This window comes from Bradyrhizobium sp. UFLA06-24 (assembly GCF_054967145.1).
The window spans coordinates 42873-58793 of sequence record NZ_JADFUE010000017.1 but is presented as its reverse complement, the minus strand read 5'-3'; the positions used below and the strand labels follow the sequence as shown (position 1 = coordinate 58793).

General features: G+C 64.2%; 12 protein-coding genes. 3 read left to right on the top strand and 9 right to left on the bottom strand.

From position 1 onward, the window contains the following. From IF809_RS16150 to IF809_RS16120, 7 genes are all read right to left on the bottom strand, one after another. Entirely contained in the window at window positions 1–1284 is a 1284-nt protein-coding gene (locus tag IF809_RS16150) for an acetyl-CoA C-acetyltransferase (protein ID WP_128967913.1), read from the bottom strand. After that, window positions 1284–3551 carry an acyl-CoA dehydrogenase gene (locus IF809_RS16145; protein ID WP_462837999.1) on the bottom strand — a complete coding sequence of 756 codons (2268 nt, stop codon included), beginning with the start codon at window positions 3549–3551 and terminating at the stop codon, window positions 1284–1286. Before IF809_RS16145 ends, IF809_RS16150 begins: the two co-directional genes overlap by 1 nt. A 315-nt stretch (window positions 3552–3866) precedes the next feature. After that, window positions 3867–4490, bottom strand: a complete 624-nt coding sequence (locus IF809_RS16140; RefSeq protein WP_128967915.1) for a flavin reductase family protein — start codon at window positions 4488–4490, stop codon at window positions 3867–3869. Window positions 4491–4662: 172 nt separating this feature from the next. Continuing rightward, a complete protein-coding gene (locus IF809_RS16135; protein WP_128967916.1) occupies window positions 4663–5262 on the bottom strand; it encodes a TetR/AcrR family transcriptional regulator in 600 nt (199 codons plus the stop codon). A 34-nt stretch (window positions 5263–5296) separates the two neighbouring features. Then, window positions 5297–8434 (bottom strand): efflux RND transporter permease subunit, encoded by a 3138-nt coding sequence (locus tag IF809_RS16130; RefSeq protein WP_128967917.1) that lies wholly within the window; start codon window positions 8432–8434, stop codon window positions 5297–5299. A gap of 176 nt (window positions 8435–8610) precedes the next feature. Next, window positions 8611–9717, bottom strand: a complete 1107-nt coding sequence (locus IF809_RS16125) for an efflux RND transporter periplasmic adaptor subunit (protein WP_128967918.1) — start codon at window positions 9715–9717, stop codon at window positions 8611–8613. Window positions 9718–9946: 229 nt separating this feature from the next. Further along, a complete protein-coding gene (locus IF809_RS16120) occupies window positions 9947–11275 on the bottom strand; it encodes an MFS transporter (RefSeq protein ID WP_128967919.1) in 1329 nt (442 codons plus the stop codon). A gap of 75 nt (window positions 11276–11350) precedes the next feature. On the opposite strand from IF809_RS16120, the gene IF809_RS16115 reads away from it, so the two are divergent. Next, window positions 11351–11797 carry a ribosomal maturation YjgA family protein gene (locus IF809_RS16115; RefSeq protein WP_164939058.1) on the top strand — a complete coding sequence of 149 codons (447 nt, stop codon included), beginning with the start codon at window positions 11351–11353 and terminating at the stop codon, window positions 11795–11797. 89 nt (window positions 11798–11886) lie between these two features. Here IF809_RS16115 and IF809_RS16110 read toward each other — a convergent pair whose 3' ends face one another. Then, window positions 11887–13047, bottom strand: coding sequence for a winged helix-turn-helix domain-containing protein (locus IF809_RS16110; RefSeq protein ID WP_128967921.1), 1161 nt, complete (start codon window positions 13045–13047; stop codon window positions 11887–11889). Window positions 13048–13139: 92 nt separating this feature from the next. Further along, entirely contained in the window at window positions 13140–13388 is a 249-nt protein-coding gene (locus IF809_RS16105; protein WP_128967922.1) for a hypothetical protein, read from the bottom strand. Between the two features lie 250 nt (window positions 13389–13638). Between IF809_RS16105 and IF809_RS16100 the strand changes: the two genes are divergently transcribed. Further along, window positions 13639–14106, top strand: coding sequence for a MarR family winged helix-turn-helix transcriptional regulator (locus IF809_RS16100; protein WP_164938839.1), 468 nt, complete (start codon window positions 13639–13641; stop codon window positions 14104–14106). 46 nt (window positions 14107–14152) lie between these two features. Then, window positions 14153–15874 carry an FAD-dependent oxidoreductase gene (locus tag IF809_RS16095; protein ID WP_128967923.1) on the top strand — a complete coding sequence of 574 codons (1722 nt, stop codon included), beginning with the start codon at window positions 14153–14155 and terminating at the stop codon, window positions 15872–15874. The last annotated feature ends 47 nt before the right edge of the window (window positions 15875–15921 follow it).

Genomic DNA, 15921 nt, shown 5'->3' with positions numbered 1-15921 from the left:
TTACACCGCCTCGATCAGCATGGCGCCGCCGAGCCCGCCGCCGATGCACTCGGTGGCAATCCCACGCCGCGTGCCAAGCCGCTTCATCGCGTTGACGAGATGCAGCACGATGCGATTGCCGGAAGTGCCGACGGGATGGCCGAGCGAGATCGCGCCGCCATCGACGTTGAGCTTTTCACGGTCGATCTCGCCGGCTGGGCCGTCGAGCCCCAATATCTCGCGGCAGAACTTTTCGTCATTCCAGGCGGCGAGACAGCCGAGCACCTGGGTGGCAAAGGCCTCGTTCAGCTCCCAGGTCTCGACGTCCTTGATGGTGAGGTCGTTGCGCTGAAGCAGCGGCGTGACTGACATCACAGGACCGAGTCCCATGATGCTGGGATCGAGTGCGGCCCAGTTGCTGTCCACGATCGCGGCCTTCGGCGTCAGCTTGTGCTTGGCAACAGCCGCGTCGGAGGCGAGGATCACCCAGGAGGCACCGTCGGTGATCTGCGAAGAATTCCCGGCCGTGACCTGGCCCCAGGGACGCTCGAACACCGGCCGGAGCTTTGCCAGCGTCTCGGCTGTCGAGTCCGGGCGGACGCCATCGTCATGGTCAAAGAATTTTCCGTCACGGGAGAACGCCGTCTCGACCTCGCCTTTCAGATAGCCTTCGGCCTGCGCATGCGCGAGGCGGCGATGGCTCTCGGCGGCGTAGGCGTCGGATTGCGCGCGGGTGATACCGAAGAGGTGGCCGACGACCTCCGCGGTCTGGCCCATGTTCAATTCGGTGACGGGATCGGTCAGCCCCCGCTCGAGGCCAATGATCGGCTTGAGATCGCGTGGCCGCAGCTTGAAGGCTGCGGCCAGCTTCGCGGCCACGCCTTTGGCGCTGGCAAGGCCGCCGAACCAGCGCACGCCGGAATTCGGCCAGACCAGCGGTGCGTGGCTCAGCGCCTCGGTGCCGCCGGCCAGGATCAGGTCGGCATGGCCCTCGCGGATGTAGCGGTAGGCGGTGTCGATCGACTGCATGCCGGAGCCGCAATTGATCTGCACGGTGAAGGCGACCATGTCCTCGCCCATGCCAAGCCGGAGCGCGGCAACACGGGCCGGGTTCATCTCGTCGGCGATGACGTTGACGCAGCCGAGGATCACCTGGTCGAAATCTTCGGGCGAAAACGGCTGACGCGCCAGCAGCGGCCGCCCGCACTGCACGGCGAGATCAACAGGCGTGAACGGCCCCGGGCCGGAGCGTGCCTTCAGAAACGGCGTCCGGCTGCCGTCGACGATGAAAACCGGTCGTGCCATCAGCTCGCCGCCCTCTGTTCACCGAGTTCCTGGAAGAACTGATGCACGTCGCCGGATTTCTTGTAAATCGGTGACAGCGCTTCCGGCGCAAAATCGTCGACTTCGATGACTTTCGCGACCGCTTCATGAGCGGCTGCCAGCTGCTCGCCTTCGGCCTGCGTGATCACGCCTCTGGTGACGGCGTCTTTCCAGTCGCGGATATGCGCGGCCCGCATACGCCTGGCGATGGCGTCGCTCGCTGCGACAAGCCTGAACGCGCGCTCCAGCCGGGCGAAGCCGCTGTCGTCGTCGACATAGGCGAGGTCCGGCGTCAGACGCTCGCGCGCCGCAGACGGCTCCAGCACGAGGCTTGCGCAGTGGTGCACGACGCGATCGGACGGCCCGAGCACGCGCGTCCCGAAGGGCTGAACCACGAGCTTGAGGATCACCGCGACAAAGCGATTGGGCAGATTGGCGAGGATTTCGGCCAGCCTGATCTCGATGGTCTTGAAGCCGCTCGCCATGCACGATTCCAGCGCGACAAAATCCTCCTTCTGCCGGCCCTCGTCCTCCCAGCGCTTGAGCGCAGCGGAGAGCAAGTACAGCTCGGAGAGGATGTCGCCGAAGCGCGCCGACAGCATCTCCTTGCGCTTGAGCGCGCCACCGAGCGTCAGCAGCGCCATGTCGGCGCAGAGCGCAAACGCCGCGGAATAACGCGAGAGCTGGCGATAGAATGGCGTGGCATCGCCCGCTTCGGGCGCCAGCGCGAAGGCGCCAAAGGTCCAACTCCGGCCGAAGGCCCGGAACAGGGTCTTAAAGCTATGGCCGACATGTTTCCAGAATACCTTATCGAAAGCGGAGAGCCCGCGCTCGCGGTCGGTATCGGCAAGCGCGTTCATTTCCTCCAGCAGATAGGGATGCGCGCGGATCGCGCCTTGCCCGAACACGATGAGATTGCGGGTGAGGATGTTGGCGCCCTCGACCGTGATGCCGACAGGCACGGCGCGGTGCAGATTGCCGAGATAGTTTTGCGGCCCGTCGATCACGGCCTTGCCGCCATGGATGTCCATGGCGTCGTCGACCGCGGTGCGCATCCGTTCGGTCGCATGCAGCTTCATGATGCCTGATATCACGGCGGGGTGGACGCCGGCGTTGAGCGCCGCGCAGGTCAGCCGGCGCGCGGCGTCGAGTTGGTAGGCGGTGGCGACGATGCGGGCGAGCGGCTCCTCGACGCCCTCGAATTTCGAGATGGAGATGCCGAACTGCTCGCGGATGCGGGCATAGGCGCCGGTGGTGCGCGCGGCATAGGCGGCGCCCGCGGCGGAGAGCGACGGCAGCGAGATGCCGCGGCCGGCGGCAAGCGCCGTCATCAGCATCTTCCAGCCCTGCCCGAGCCGCTCCTTGCCGCCGATCACATAATCGAGCGGGATGAAGACGTCGCGACCCCGGTTCGGGCCATTCTGGAATACCTGCATCGAGGGCAGATGGCGATGGCCGATCTCGACGCCGGGCAGGTTGGTCGGGATCAGCGCGACGGTGATACCGAGGTCTTCCCGGTCGCCGACGAGATGATCGGGATCATGGGCCTTGAAGGCGAGACCGAGCAGCGTCGCGACGGGACCGAGCGTGATGTAGCGCTTGTGCCAGTTGAGCCGTAGGCCTGTGACCTCGCGCCCGTCGAAATCGCCTTTGCAGATGATGCCGGTGTCGACCATCGAAGCGGCATCGGAGCCCGCTTCCGGGCTGGTGAGCCCGAAACAGGGAATGTCACGACCGTCGGCGAGACGCGGCAGCCAGCGCTCCTGCTGCTCTTTCGTACCAAACCGCATCAAGAGCTCGCCGGGCCCGAGCGAGTTCGGCACCATCACCGTGACGGCCGCGGCGATCGAGCGGGTCGAGATTTTTCGGACGACTTCCGAATGCGCATAGGGCGAAAAGCCGAGGCCGCCAAACCCCTTCGGGATTATCATGCCGAAGAATTTTTCACGCTTGATGAAATGCCAAACGTCCGGCGGCAGGTCGCGCCATTCCCAGAAGATCTTCCACTCGTCGAGCATGGCGCAGAGTTCGTCGACGGGACCGTTGAGGAAGGCCTCCTCCTCATCGGTCAATTTCGCCTGCGGGATTTTCAGCAGCTTCGACCAATCGGGATTGCCCGTGAAGAGATCGGCATCCCACCAGACATCACCGGCCTCCAGGGCTTCGCGCTCGGTGTCGGACATCGCCGGCAGCACGCCGCGTGCGAGAGCGAAGATCGGCTTTGTGATGGTGTCGCGGCGGAAGCTCATGGCGGACCTCATGCATCGGCGCGGATAGCGGGCATTTTAGCGGAAACTGGCCGGGGGCGGTGAACATCTCACGCGCAAAGTGATGCGAATTGACGCGGCCGGGCGACCGCCCTGGCGACCATAACGGCCGGGGCGTGCTGGCAGTTCCGGGAAGCATGGGGCGCAATCTCTCCCCACGTCATTCCGGGGCGCGCCTCTTGCGCGAGCTAAGATGCGAAATTGCGCATCTGAGAATCCATACTCCCGAGGGTGGTTATGGATTCCGGGCTCGACGCTCACGCGTCGCCCCGGAATGACGGTGGGGAGCGAGGTCGGCTAATCCGGCCGGACCATCTCGAACATGTTTTCCGGCTTGATCTCGAAATAGTCGCCGCGGCGGCCGGCGCGCGTGATCGGGCGGGCAGCGGCGGTCTGGTAGACGCCGTCCTTGATCATCGCCTTGTCGATATGAACGGCGACGACCTCGCCGAGCGTCAGCCAGGCATCGGCCTCCTTGCCGTTGGCGCCCTTGAGACGGATGATATCGGAGACCTTGCATTCGAACGCGACCGGGCTCTCGCCCACCCGCGGCACGTTGACGAGCTTGCCGGGCACGGCGGTCAGCCCCGCGATCTCGAATTCGTCGACCTCGGGCGCAACATGGGCAGCGGTCGCGTTCATGTGCCTGGCGAGATCCATGGTGGCGAGATTCCAGACGAATTCGCCGGTCTGCTGGATGTTCGAGACCGTGTCCTTCCAATTGGTGGAGGAGAAGCCAATGATCGGCGGCACATAAGCAAACGCATTGAAGAAGCTGTAGGGCGCGAGGTTGACGTGGCCCTTGACGTCGCGCGAGGAGATCCAGCCGATCGGCCGCGGCGCGATGATGGCATTGAAGGGATCGTGCTTGAGGCCATGGCCCTTGGCGGGCTCATAGAAGTGCAGGTCTTTCTCGGTCACGCGCTGCTTCCTTGTTCGTCATTGCGAGCGCGGCGAAGCAATCCAGAATCCCACCGCAGAGACTGCCTGGATTGCTTCGCTCCGCTCGCAATGACGGAGTTTGTTGATCCGTCGTCGCATACCGTTAGTCCGGCGCGCTCGACCTGCTTATAAGGGGAAACGCCCGACGCCGTCAGTGGCGCGGCGACAGACCCGCGATGACGAAATCGATCATCTGGTCGATGGTCGGACCCGGCTTGGTGGCGCACTGGGCGATCATCTGGGGGTGGAAGAAACGCATCATGGCCGTGCAGGCACACAGTGCAGCCAGCTGAAGGTCGGGGGCCTCGAACTCGCCGGAGGCCACACCCTGGGCGATCATCTGGCCGACCACGCCGGCGATGCACTCCATATGGTTGACGCAGACCGCCCAATCCTCCTGCATCGCGATCTCGACCATCTCGTGCAGCTTGTTGTCGCCGACATAGCGCTCGGTGTTCATGCGATGGACGGTGGTGAGCAGCTCGCGGAAGCGTTCCTTGACCGGACCGGGCTTCGCCACGATCCGCTGCGCCTCGAGCTCGACCTCGCCCATCAGCCCTCGCGCCACCGCCTGGTGGATCGCCTTCTTCGATTCGAAGAAGCGATAGACGTTGGCGGGGCTCATCCGCAGCTCTTTGGCGATGTCTCCGACCGTGGTCTTCTGATAGCCGATCAGGCGGAACAGCCGCTCGGCCACCTCGAGGATACGCTCCCGGGTGTCGCCTTCGATATGTTCCGAAATCAGGGCCATCAATCAGGACTCGCTCACCAGCACTTCATCTCACTTATTCAGCCGCCTCAGCAAGCGGAATTGCGTGCTCGTCATCGCTCCCATGCTGCGACGCGGCAGGCTGTTCGGGGGTACCGGCCTCATCCAGGCTCTTGCGGAACCAGAGGGCGTAGAGACCCGGCAGGTACAGCAACGTCAGGAAGGTCGCAACGAACAAGCCGCCCATGATGGTGATCGCCATCGGGCCCCAGAAGGCCGAGCGCGACAGCGGGATCATGGCGAGGATTGCCGCCAGCGCCGTCAGCACCACCGGTCGGGCGCGACGGACGGTCGCCTCCACGATCGCCTCCCGGCGCGTCAGACCATGGGACACGTCGGTCTCGATCTGGTCGACCAGGATAACCGTGTTGCGCATGATCATACCCGCGAGCGCGATCAGGCCGAGCAGCGCCACGAAGCCGAACGGGGCATTGGCCACGTTGAGGCCGAACGAGGCGCCGACGATGCCGAGCGGCGCGGTCAGGAACACCAGGAACAGGCGCGAAAAGCTCTGCAGCTGAATCATCAGCAGCGTGAGCATCACCATGACCATCACCGGGAAGAGGACGAAGATCGAGGCATTGCCCTTGGCCGACTCCTCGAACGCACCACCCGGCTCGATGCGGTAGGCCGGCTCGAGGTAGTCCTTGATCTGCTGGAGCTTCGGCGTGATCTGGTTGGTGACATCGGGCGCCTGCACGCCGTCGATGACGTCGGAGCGCACGGTGATCGCCATGTCGCGATTGCGCCGCCACATGATCGGCTCCTCGTGGGAATACTCGATCCTGGCGATCTGCTGCAGCGGCACGGCAACGCCGTTCTTCGAGGTGATGGTGAGATCGCCGACACCGCCGAGGTCGAGGCGTTCGGACGGGATCGCCCGGGCGACCACGGCGACCTTCTCGATGCCGTCACGCACGGTCGTCACCTGCGCGCCGGAGATCAGCATCGACAGCGCCTGCGAGACGTCCTGGGGCGTGAGCCCCATGGCGCGGGCACGATCCTGGTCGACGACAAGCTTGAGGTAGGGCGACTGCTCGTTCCAGTCGAGCTGGACGTCCTTGACGTTCTTGTTCTGACGCATGACGTCGCGGACCTGGTAGGCGATCTCGCGCACCTTGTTGGCGTCGGGGCCGATCACGCGGAACTGGACGGGGAAGCCGACCGGCGGACCGAAGTTGAAGCGGTCGACGCGGACGCGCGCTTCCGTCAGCATGCCATCGGCAACCGCGCCCTCGATCTTGGCCTTGACCCGCTCGCGCGCCTCGACGCCCTTGGCGACGATGACGATCTCGGCAAAAGCCTCGTTCGGAAGTTGCGGGTTGAGGCCGAGCCAGAAGCGCGGCGAGCCCTGGCCGACATAGGACGTATAGGTCTCGATGTCCTTGTCGTCCTTCAGCAGCGTCTCGGCCTGCTTCACCGCCTTTTCGGTGACGTTGAAGGCGGTGCCCTCGGGCAGACGCAGCTGGAGGAACAGTTCGGGCCGCTCAGACAGCGGGAAGAACTGCTGCTGGACATGGCCGAAGCCGACGACGGAGGCGATGAAGATGCCGACGGTCGCGGCCACCACCGTGATGCGGTGATTGACGCACCATTGCACGATCGCGCGCAGGCCCTTGTACATGCGCGTCTCGTAGACCGCGTGCGGATCGTGGTTGTGGTGCACCTTCATCTCGGGCAGCAGCTTGACGCCGATATAGGGCGTGAAGATCACCGCCACGAACCACGAGGCGACCAGCGCGATCGCCACGATCCAGAAGATGCTGCCGGCATATTCGCCGACCGCAGAATTGGCAAAGCCGATGGGGAGGAAGCCAGCGGCCGTGACCAGCGTTCCCGTGAGCATCGGAAACGCAGTTGATTCCCAGGCAAAGGACGCCGCGCGCATGCGGTCCCAGCCCTGCTCCATCTTCACCACCATCATCTCGACCGCGATGATGGCGTCGTCGACGAGAAGGCCGAGCGCGATGATCAGCGCGCCGAGCGTGATGCGGTGCAGGTCCAGCGACATCGTGTTCATCACGATGAAGACGATGCCGAGCACCAGGGGCACGGACAGCGCGACCACGATGCCCGTTCGCCAGCCCAGCGCCAGGAAGGAGACGAACAGCACGATCACGAGCGCTTCCATGAAGGAGTGCACGAACTCGCCGACGGCGTGCTCGACCACCTTGGGCTGGTCGGCGATCATCTTGAAGTCGATGCCCTGCGGCACGGCTTTCATGAACTCGTCCGTGGCCTTCTCGACGTCCTTGCCGAGCTCGAGGATGTTGGCGCCCTTGGCGGTGACGACGCCGATGCCGATCGCCGCCTTGCCTTCCTGGCGCACCACGAAGCTCGGCGGATCGACATAGCCGTGGGTGACGGTGGCGATGTCGCCAAGACGGAACACGCGGCCGTTGCTCTCGACCGGGGTCTCGGCGACGGCCTTGGCGCCGTCGAGCGCGCCGGTGACGCGCAGCGGCACGCGCTGCGAGGAGGTTTCGACCGTGCCGGCCGGCGTCACGTTGTTCTGCTTGGCGAGTGAATCGAACAGTGCCTGCGGCGTGATGCCGAGCGTGGCGAGCTTGGCGTGGCTGAACTCGACGAAGATGCGTTCGTCCTGGTTGCCGTACATGTCGACCTTGGTCACACCAGGCACCTTGAGGAGGCGCTGACGGAAACCTTCGGCGACCTTCTTGAGCTGGGCGTAATCGGCGCCGTCGCCGGTCACCATGTAGAGGATGGAATCGACGTCGGAGAACTCGTCATTGACGACCGGCCCGAGAATGCCCGAGGGCAACTGCCCCTGGACGTCGACGAGCTTCTTGCGCAGCAGATAGAAGAGGTAAGGCACGTCCTTCGGCGGCGTGGAGTCGCGGAAGGTGACCTGAAGCGCGGTGAAGCCGGGCTTGGAATAGGTCTGCACCTTCTCGAAATAGGGCAGCTCCTGGATCTTCTTCTCGATGGGATCGGCGACCTGCTCCTGCATCTCCTGCGCGGTCGCGCCCGGCCACATCACGGAGACGTTGACCACCTTCACCGTGAAGAACGGATCCTCGGCGCGGCCGAGTTTCTGATACGAGAAGAAGCCTGCGACGCCGAGCACGAGCATCAGGAAGAGAACCAGCGTCGGATGACTGACGGCCCAAGCCGAAAGGTTGAAGCGCTTCATCGCACTCTCCGAAAGAGAATCCAGTTGTCCAAAACGACAGCCGCTCTGTTCAAGGCGTCGTCGCGAGGCAGCGAAGCAATCCAGGGGGCTGGGCAGGTTCTGGATCGCTTCGCCGCTTCAGCCTTTGCGTAGGGGCAAGGGCCGAAACTCACCTCACACGACGTAACGCGTAAACTCTAGAAAGACAGCGACGACACGACCCGCACCTTCTGGCCGGGATCGAGCTTCTGCACACCGAGGGCGACGATCTTGGCGCCTTCCTCCACACCACTGGTGATGACGACGTCGTTGCTGTCGTAGGCCTTCACCGCGACCGGCTTCAAGGTGACCTTGCCGTTGTCGTCGACGACGTAGAAGGACGGCTTGCCGCCTTCGTTGAACAGCGCCGATAGCGGCAGCCGGGCGACACGCTCGGTGGCGGCGTCCGACAGCGTCAGCGTCGCGGTCATGCCGAGCGCGACCTTGTCGTCGGCCTCGGGCAGCGAGAATTTTGCAAGGTAAGTCCGCGTGGCGGGGTCGGCAGCCGGCGCGATCTCGCGCAGCTTCGCCGTATATTTCTTGTCCGGTTCGGACCAAAGAGTGACGCTGGCGACGCCCGATTTGGCGCGTCCAACCAGCGTCTCAGGGATCGCGACGACCGCCTCCTTTTCAGCAAAGCGGGCCACACGGATCGAAGCCTGGCCTGCGGCGACCACCTGGCCGGGCTCGATCAGCGTTGCGGTGACGACGCCGCGGGCGTCGGCAACGAGCGTCGCGTAGGAAAGAGAATTCCTGGTGAGTTCGACCGAACGGACGGCGCGGTCGAGGCGCGCACGCGCTTCGTCGGCCGCGGCCCGGCTCGAATCCATCGCAGCATCGGTCGTCCAGCCCTTGGCCTTCAGGTCCTTGGCGCGTTGCTCGGCGGCGGCGGCCTGGGCCAGCACGCCGGTGGCGGCGGTCTGTTCGGCGACCGCCTGCTCGGCCTGGAGCTTCAGGTCGACCTCGTCGAGAGTCGCGAGCGCCTGGCCGACTTCGACGGTCTGGCCGACCTCCACCAGGCGCTTGGCAACCTTGCCCGCGACGCGAAAGCCGAGATCGCTCTCGATGCGGGGCTTGATGGTGCCGACGAAGCTGCGCTCCGGAGTCTCGGCATCATAATGCGCAGTCGCGACCAGAACTGGCCGCGGCGGTTCGGCCTTTTGCGCCACGGTATCGTTGCACCCGGCTAGCGCGACGGCCATCACGGCCAGCGACACGCCCGCCAAGAGCCTGGAATAGCTGGACAAAACGGACCGAACGAACATCGGAGGACACTCCTGCGTCTGCAATGAGAGGAATGTCGACTAATCACTGATAAAAGTCAATAATCGTCAGTCATCAGGAAACCGTGATCGTTAAGGGGTGGTAACCTCTCGTCGTCCCCTTGGCGAAAGCCAAGGCCCTGCGGTCGGTTGATGAAAGAGGACGTCTCCTCGCGTGCCCCAAGAGCAACCGCGAGGCATGGGCTTTGGCTTTCGTCAGGGCGACGTTGGATTACCTCCCCCTTTCGGCAAACTCATGCTTGCTGTCATGACCGCCGATGAAGGCCAGGATACCGGCGATCAGGGGCAGCACAGCGAGCACGAGCAGGCCGGTCGAGGTCTGCCCCGTCGCTTCCTTGACCCAGCCGATCAGGTAGGGGCCGCCGAAGCCCGCGAGATTGCCGATCGAGTTGATCAGAGCGATCGCGCCGGCCGCGGCCGTGCCTGACAGCCAGGCGGTCGGCAGCGTCCAGAACACGCCGAAGCAGCAGAATATGCCGATCGCGGCAACCGTCAGGGCCACCATCGTCATGGTGGGATCGGTGAGGTAGCTGGAGATGGCAAGCGCCAGGGCCGTCAGCAGCAGCGGCGCGCCGACATGCATCACGCGCTCGCGCGTCGTGTCGGAGTGCCGCGCCCACAGGATCATCGCGATGGTGCCGAACAGAAACGGGATCGCAGTGACGAAGCCGGTCTGGGCGTTGGTGAGGCCGAACGCCTTGACGATCTGCGGCAGCCAGAACTGCATGCCATAGAGCGCGCCGACGAAGCCGAAATAGATCAGGCTGAGTGCGATTACCTTCGGCGAGGACAGGGCTTCACCGAGCGAGAAATGCTTCACAGCTTGCTTGGCGGCGATCTCCGAATCGAGCTTGGCCTTGAGCCAGGCCTTCTGCTCGGCCGAGAGCCAGTCCGCCTTCTCCGGCTTGTCGGTGAGATAGAACCAGGTGACGATGCCGAGCAGCACCGAGGGGACGCCCTCGAGGATGAACAGCCACTGCCAGCCCTTCAGACCCATGGCGCCGTCGAGCCCGAGCAGGAGGCCCGAGATCGGCGCGCCGATCACGGTCGAGACCGGCACGGCGATGGCGAAGGCCGCGAGGAAGCGGGCGCGATATTCGGCCGGGTACCAATAAGTGAGATAGAGGATGATGCCGGGGAAGAAGCCGGCCTCGGCGACGCCGAGCAGGAAGCGCAGCACGTAAAAGCTCGTGACACCGCTGGTGAGCGCCATCAGCGCCGAGATGATGCCCCAGGTCACCATGATGCGGGCGATCCAGCGGCTGGCGCCGAACTTCTCCAACGCCAGGTTGCTCGGCACCTCGAAGATGAAATAGCCGATGAAGAAGATGCCGGCGCCCCAGGAGAAGATCAGCGGCGTGAACTTCAGCTCGGCGTTCATGGTCAGCGCGGCGAAGCCGAGATTGACGCGGTCCAGATAAGAGAAGAAGTAGGCCAGCACCAGGAACGGGATCAGGCGCCAGGAGATGGCGCGGATGGTCGAGGTCTCGACGGCGCTTTTCGTACCGGCCGAACCGGTATAGGTCGTGGTCTGGCTCATGGCTTCCCCCGGGTTGTTGCTTTTGTGGGCCAACTGGCGGTTTTGAGCATCGCGGGCAAAGAGTCAATGGAAGCCATGCAGATCGCGCAGCCGGTCAACACCATTGCGCCGCGACGGAGGATGCTGATCCGCGCTGGACTGGCGCTGCTCGTGATCGCCTGCGGGCTGGGCTTGCGCTGGTACGGCTTTCCGCTCGGCCTCCCCGCTCTCGTGGTGAAGTATGGCGGCTCGCTGCTCTGGGCCACGATGGTGTTTCTGCTGGTCGGAGTGTTGCTGCCGCGGCTGACGCGGAGGCAGATCGCGGCCATCGCGATCATGATCGCAGTTTTGGTCGAGTTGTCCCGGCTGGTGCATACTCCATGGCTAGACGCGTTCCGGCTCACCACGGCCGGCGCGTTGCTGCTCGGGCGCATCTTCTCGCTGTGGAATCTGGTGGCGTATGCGGTCGGAATTGCGTTCGGCGTTTGGCTCGATCGGATTGCCGCGATGCGCGGTCTCCTAGGGTGGGCAAAGGCGCGCTAGCGCCGTGCCCACGATGTGTCGCCAATCACGACAGGTGGTGGGCACGCTTCGCTTTGTCCACCCTACGAGACAGCCGTTGCGGCGAACACTCACTCCGCCAATTGAAACCGCTCGAACCGATCGAGCTCATCCTCGATCTTCTGCTTGAGCTCCTTCCGCCCTGCCGTCTTCTTCCCCCGCCCGATCCAGGTCCATTTCTGCATCAAGAGCTTCCTGGCCTTCCGGTCTGTCTTGAGGTCCAGCGCGGCGACGATCTCGTCGCCGACGAGCACGGGCAACGCGAAATAGCCGAGCTTGCGCTTGTGCTTCGGCACGTAGGCCTCGAACAGATGGTTGTAGCCGAAGATGAGATTGGTACGCTTGCGCTGGATGATCAGCGGATCGAACGGCGAGAGGATGTGGACGAGTTCGGGCGGGACTTCGGCAGGCTCGAGCGTCTCAGGCGCGGCCCAATGCTCCTGCTTGCCGGCGCCCTCGATCGCGACGGGAACGAGCTCGCCGCGGCGGACGCGCGCGGCGATCAGGGCGCCGACCGCCTTCTTGCTCGGGGCATCGAGATGACAGACCGAATCCAGGCTCACCACGCCCTGCGAGCGTAGAGCGCGGTCGAGCAGATAGGCCGTGGTCTCCGTGGGCGAGGCCGGCTTCGGCAGCTTGTCCCAGCCGAAGTGCCTGATCATCAGATCATAAGTCTTGAGCATGCCCTGGCGCGCGCTGATGGTCGCGACGCCGGTGTAGAAGGCAAGCTGAAGCGCGCGCTTCGAGGGCTTGCGGCTCTGCCACAGATGCTCTTTCTCGGTGAGCACATCGTCTTCGATATCCCGGATCGTCAGCGGGCCGGCCCGCAACAGCCGCATCACTTTGCGCATGTCGGCCGGGGTCACCGAGGCGTACCATTTGTGTCCCTCGCGCTTGTGCTCCCGCATTGCCGGGAGAAAAAAGCGAAAATCGTTCGCCGGCACGTAAGACAGCGCATGCGTCCAGTACTCGAACACGCTTTTGTCGACGCTCTGGGCGTGGCGCAGATCGGCACGGCGATAGGACGGAATACGGCTGAAGAGGATGTGATGATGGCAGCGCTCGATGACGTTGATGGTGTCGATCTGCACATAGCCGAGATGAGCGGTCGCCTCCGCCACAGCCTGTGCGCCCTCCCCGAACGGCGCGCGCGTGTCGAGCCGCTGGGCGCGCAGCCAGATCTGCCGGGCCTGTTTCGTGGGGAGTGGAAGGGGTTTGGGCGCGCGGGACATTGCGGAAGGCAATGTAGCGGGATTCGCGCCAGGAGAAAGAAAAAGCCGCGCTGCCAACTGCTGACAGCGCGGCTGGACGGTGCGGCCGAGGCCTACTTCATCGACATGGCCTTCTGCGCTTTCATATAGTGCATGCAGCCGCTCTTCATTTTGCCCATGCTCATGTCCGTGTTGGCCATGGCCATTTCCTTGTTCGCCGCCATCTTGGCGGGCGTGTCGGCGGGGCCCGTCATGGCGGCCGTCGACTTCATCAGATTATCGCTGGTGCACGCCATCATCGCGGCGGAGGCGGGCGAAAAGGCGAACGCGACAAAGGCTGCGGCGGTGAGCAAAGTCTTCATCGAGAAGTCTCCTTAAGTAAAAACGAAACCGGCGTCATGCCGGCATTCGCAATTACGTATTGTCCGCCAACAACGTTTCGCGGAGAAGACATTTTTTTGCGGCCGGCGCCATAATGGGACCGGCCGGCCACTTGACCGGCCGACAAAACAGTTTCCGCCTGAACCTCCGCCCGGGTATTTGGATGGACACGACGATGCCAGCGACGCAGAGTCCGGCAAACCATGCAGGCTCGATTCGAAGGCACATCATTTGAGTAGCAAGAAGGCCGGAACGGCGTGGCGGCATGCCAATATCGGCCGCCTGCTCAACAACGCGGTGCGGCGCTTCGAGGCGCGCGTGCTCGAGCTGATGAGCGACAGGGGACATGACGAAACCCGCATCGCGCATGTCAGCCTGACCCGCAATCTCGATGTAGAGGGGACACGGCTGACGGAGCTCGCCCGCCGGGCCTCGATGAGCAAGCAGGCGATGGGCGAGCTGGTCGACCAATGCGCGGACCTCGGCCTCGTGGACCGCATTGCCGATCCCACCGACAAACGCGCGCGCATCGTCATGTTCACCCCCGCCGGACTTGAATGGCTGGATGCGTTCCGGGAAGCGGTCGACATCGCCGAACAGGAGATGCGCAGCGAACTCGGCAAGACAGCCATGGATGCGATCCTGAAGGGCCTCTCAGTCTACGGCGCGAAGTTCGACACCCTCGACGATATGGATTAGTCAGGTAACTTGACGAAGTCGTCAGGCTCCCTTACCATGCAAAATAATGCTGGTAGGGAGAAGCGTCTTGGGAAACGCCTTGGAGACACGTCTGACGGCCTCAGTGCTCATCGTGGGCGGGGGTCCCTGCGGGTTGATGCTGGCCAATGAGCTCGGCCGGCGCGGCGTATCCGCGATCCTGGTCGACGAAAAGCCCGGCACCGCCTTCAATCCGCAAGCCAATGCGACCCAGGCGCGCTCGATGGAGCACTATCGTCGGCTGGGCTTTGCCGACGAGATCAGGCGCGAAGGCCTGCCCGCGGATTATCCGACCGACGTCGCGTATTTCACTCGCTACACCGGCCACGAGCTCGCGCGCTTTTCTTTGCCGTCATCATCACGCGCGGGCGAGCTGATCAAGGGCCTGTCGGGCTCCTGGAGTGCGGCGGAATTGCCGCATCGGGTCTCGCAAAAATATGTCGAGGCCGTGCTGCGCCGCCATGCCGAGGCCCTCCCCGGCATTCAGCTCAACTATGGCCACCGGCTGATGGGCTACGTCGAGAGCGACGAGGGCATCGTCGGCGAGATCGAGCGCCTTGATGATGGCAGCCGCTTTAAGGTGCAGGCCGACTTCCTTGTCGGGGCCGACGGGCCGCGCTCGACAGTTCGGCAATCGCTCGGCATCGTCTATGGAGGCGAGACCGGGACGCAGCGCGATTTCATGGGCGGCCGCATGCTGGCCGTCTATCTCCGTTCGCCGGACTTCTATGCCAGCGTCCCGCACGCCAAAGCCTGGATGTACAATTGCTTCAACGGCGACCGCCGCGCCTTCATGGCCTCGGTGAACGGACGCGACGAGTTCGCGTTTCACACCCAGCTACGGCCGGGCGAAGACGAGAATGCGATTACGACCAACGAGGCCAAGGCCGCATTCCAGCGCGCTTGCGGCGCGCCGATCGAATGCGAAGTGCTGTCCTTCCTGACCTGGACCGCGGGTCACGCCCTGGTTGCAAACGCGATGCAGCGCGGCAGGGTCTTCCTCGGCGGCGACGCCGCACACCTGTTCACGCCGACCGGTGGACTCGGCTACAACACGGCGATCGAGGATGCGGTCAATCTCGGCTGGAAGCTCGCCAGCGTCGTCAAGGGCCTGAGCCCGCCAACGCTGCTGGACAGCTACGAAATCGAACGGCGTCCGGTGGCGCTCCGCAACACCGACTATGCGCGGCGCTTTGCCGATTCCCTCGGCCTGTTCGCACCAGCGCATGACATCGAGCTCGACACGGACGAAGGCCGCGAGGCCCGTCGGATTGCGGGCGCCTATCTCGAGCAGCACGCCCGCGCCGAATTCAACATTCCCGGGGTTACCTTCGGTGGTCGCTACGACGGCTCGCCGATCATCATCTCCGACGGCAGCGCACCGCCGCCGGACGCCGCAAACGTCTACGTTCCGAGCGCCTGCCCGGGCGGCCGTGCGCCACACGCCTGGCTCGAGGATGGCGTGTCCTTGTACGACTTGTTCGGATTCGAGTGGACGCTGCTCCAGTTCGGCGAGGCAGTGTCGACCAGACTGGCGGTTTCGGACGCCGTCCGCACGCTCGGGATCGATGTGAAGCTCGTGACGCTGCCTGAAGCCTTGCACGATCTCTACGAGGCTGACCTCGCCTTGATCCGTCCCGACCAGATCGTGGCCTGGCGCGGTGCCGCGGCCCAGGCCGGAACGATCGAGCGCATCCTTGCGTGCGCACTCGGCCACGACGCGGCCAATTCCGCGCGGCTGGCGAGCTGATCGAAGGCGGCCGCATTCAATCTGCGGTCGCACACAATAACAAAACG

Excerpts from the sequence above, each read along its gene's own strand:
- IF809_RS16150 (WP_128967913.1), bottom strand. The coding sequence starts at position 1,284 with ATGGCACGACCGGTTTTCATCGTCGACGGCAGCCGGACGCCGTTTCTG.
- IF809_RS16145 (WP_462837999.1), bottom strand. The coding sequence starts at position 3,551 with ATGAGCTTCCGCCGCGACACCATCACAAAGCCGATCTTCGCTCTCGCA.
- IF809_RS16135 (WP_128967916.1), bottom strand. The coding sequence starts at position 5,262 with ATGGCCCTGATTTCGGAACATATCGAAGGCGACACCCGGGAGCGTATC.
- IF809_RS16130 (WP_128967917.1), bottom strand. The coding sequence starts at position 8,434 with ATGAAGCGCTTCAACCTTTCGGCTTGGGCCGTCAGTCATCCGACGCTG.
- IF809_RS16125 (WP_128967918.1), bottom strand. The coding sequence starts at position 9,717 with ATGTTCGTTCGGTCCGTTTTGTCCAGCTATTCCAGGCTCTTGGCGGGC.
- IF809_RS16120 (WP_128967919.1), bottom strand. The coding sequence starts at position 11,275 with ATGAGCCAGACCACGACCTATACCGGTTCGGCCGGTACGAAAAGCGCC.
- IF809_RS16115 (WP_164939058.1), top strand. The coding sequence starts at position 11,351 with ATGCAGATCGCGCAGCCGGTCAACACCATTGCGCCGCGACGGAGGATG.
- IF809_RS16110 (WP_128967921.1), bottom strand. The coding sequence starts at position 13,047 with ATGTCCCGCGCGCCCAAACCCCTTCCACTCCCCACGAAACAGGCCCGG.
- IF809_RS16105 (WP_128967922.1), bottom strand. The coding sequence starts at position 13,388 with ATGAAGACTTTGCTCACCGCCGCAGCCTTTGTCGCGTTCGCCTTTTCG.
- IF809_RS16095 (WP_128967923.1), top strand. The coding sequence starts at position 14,153 with ATGCTGGTAGGGAGAAGCGTCTTGGGAAACGCCTTGGAGACACGTCTG.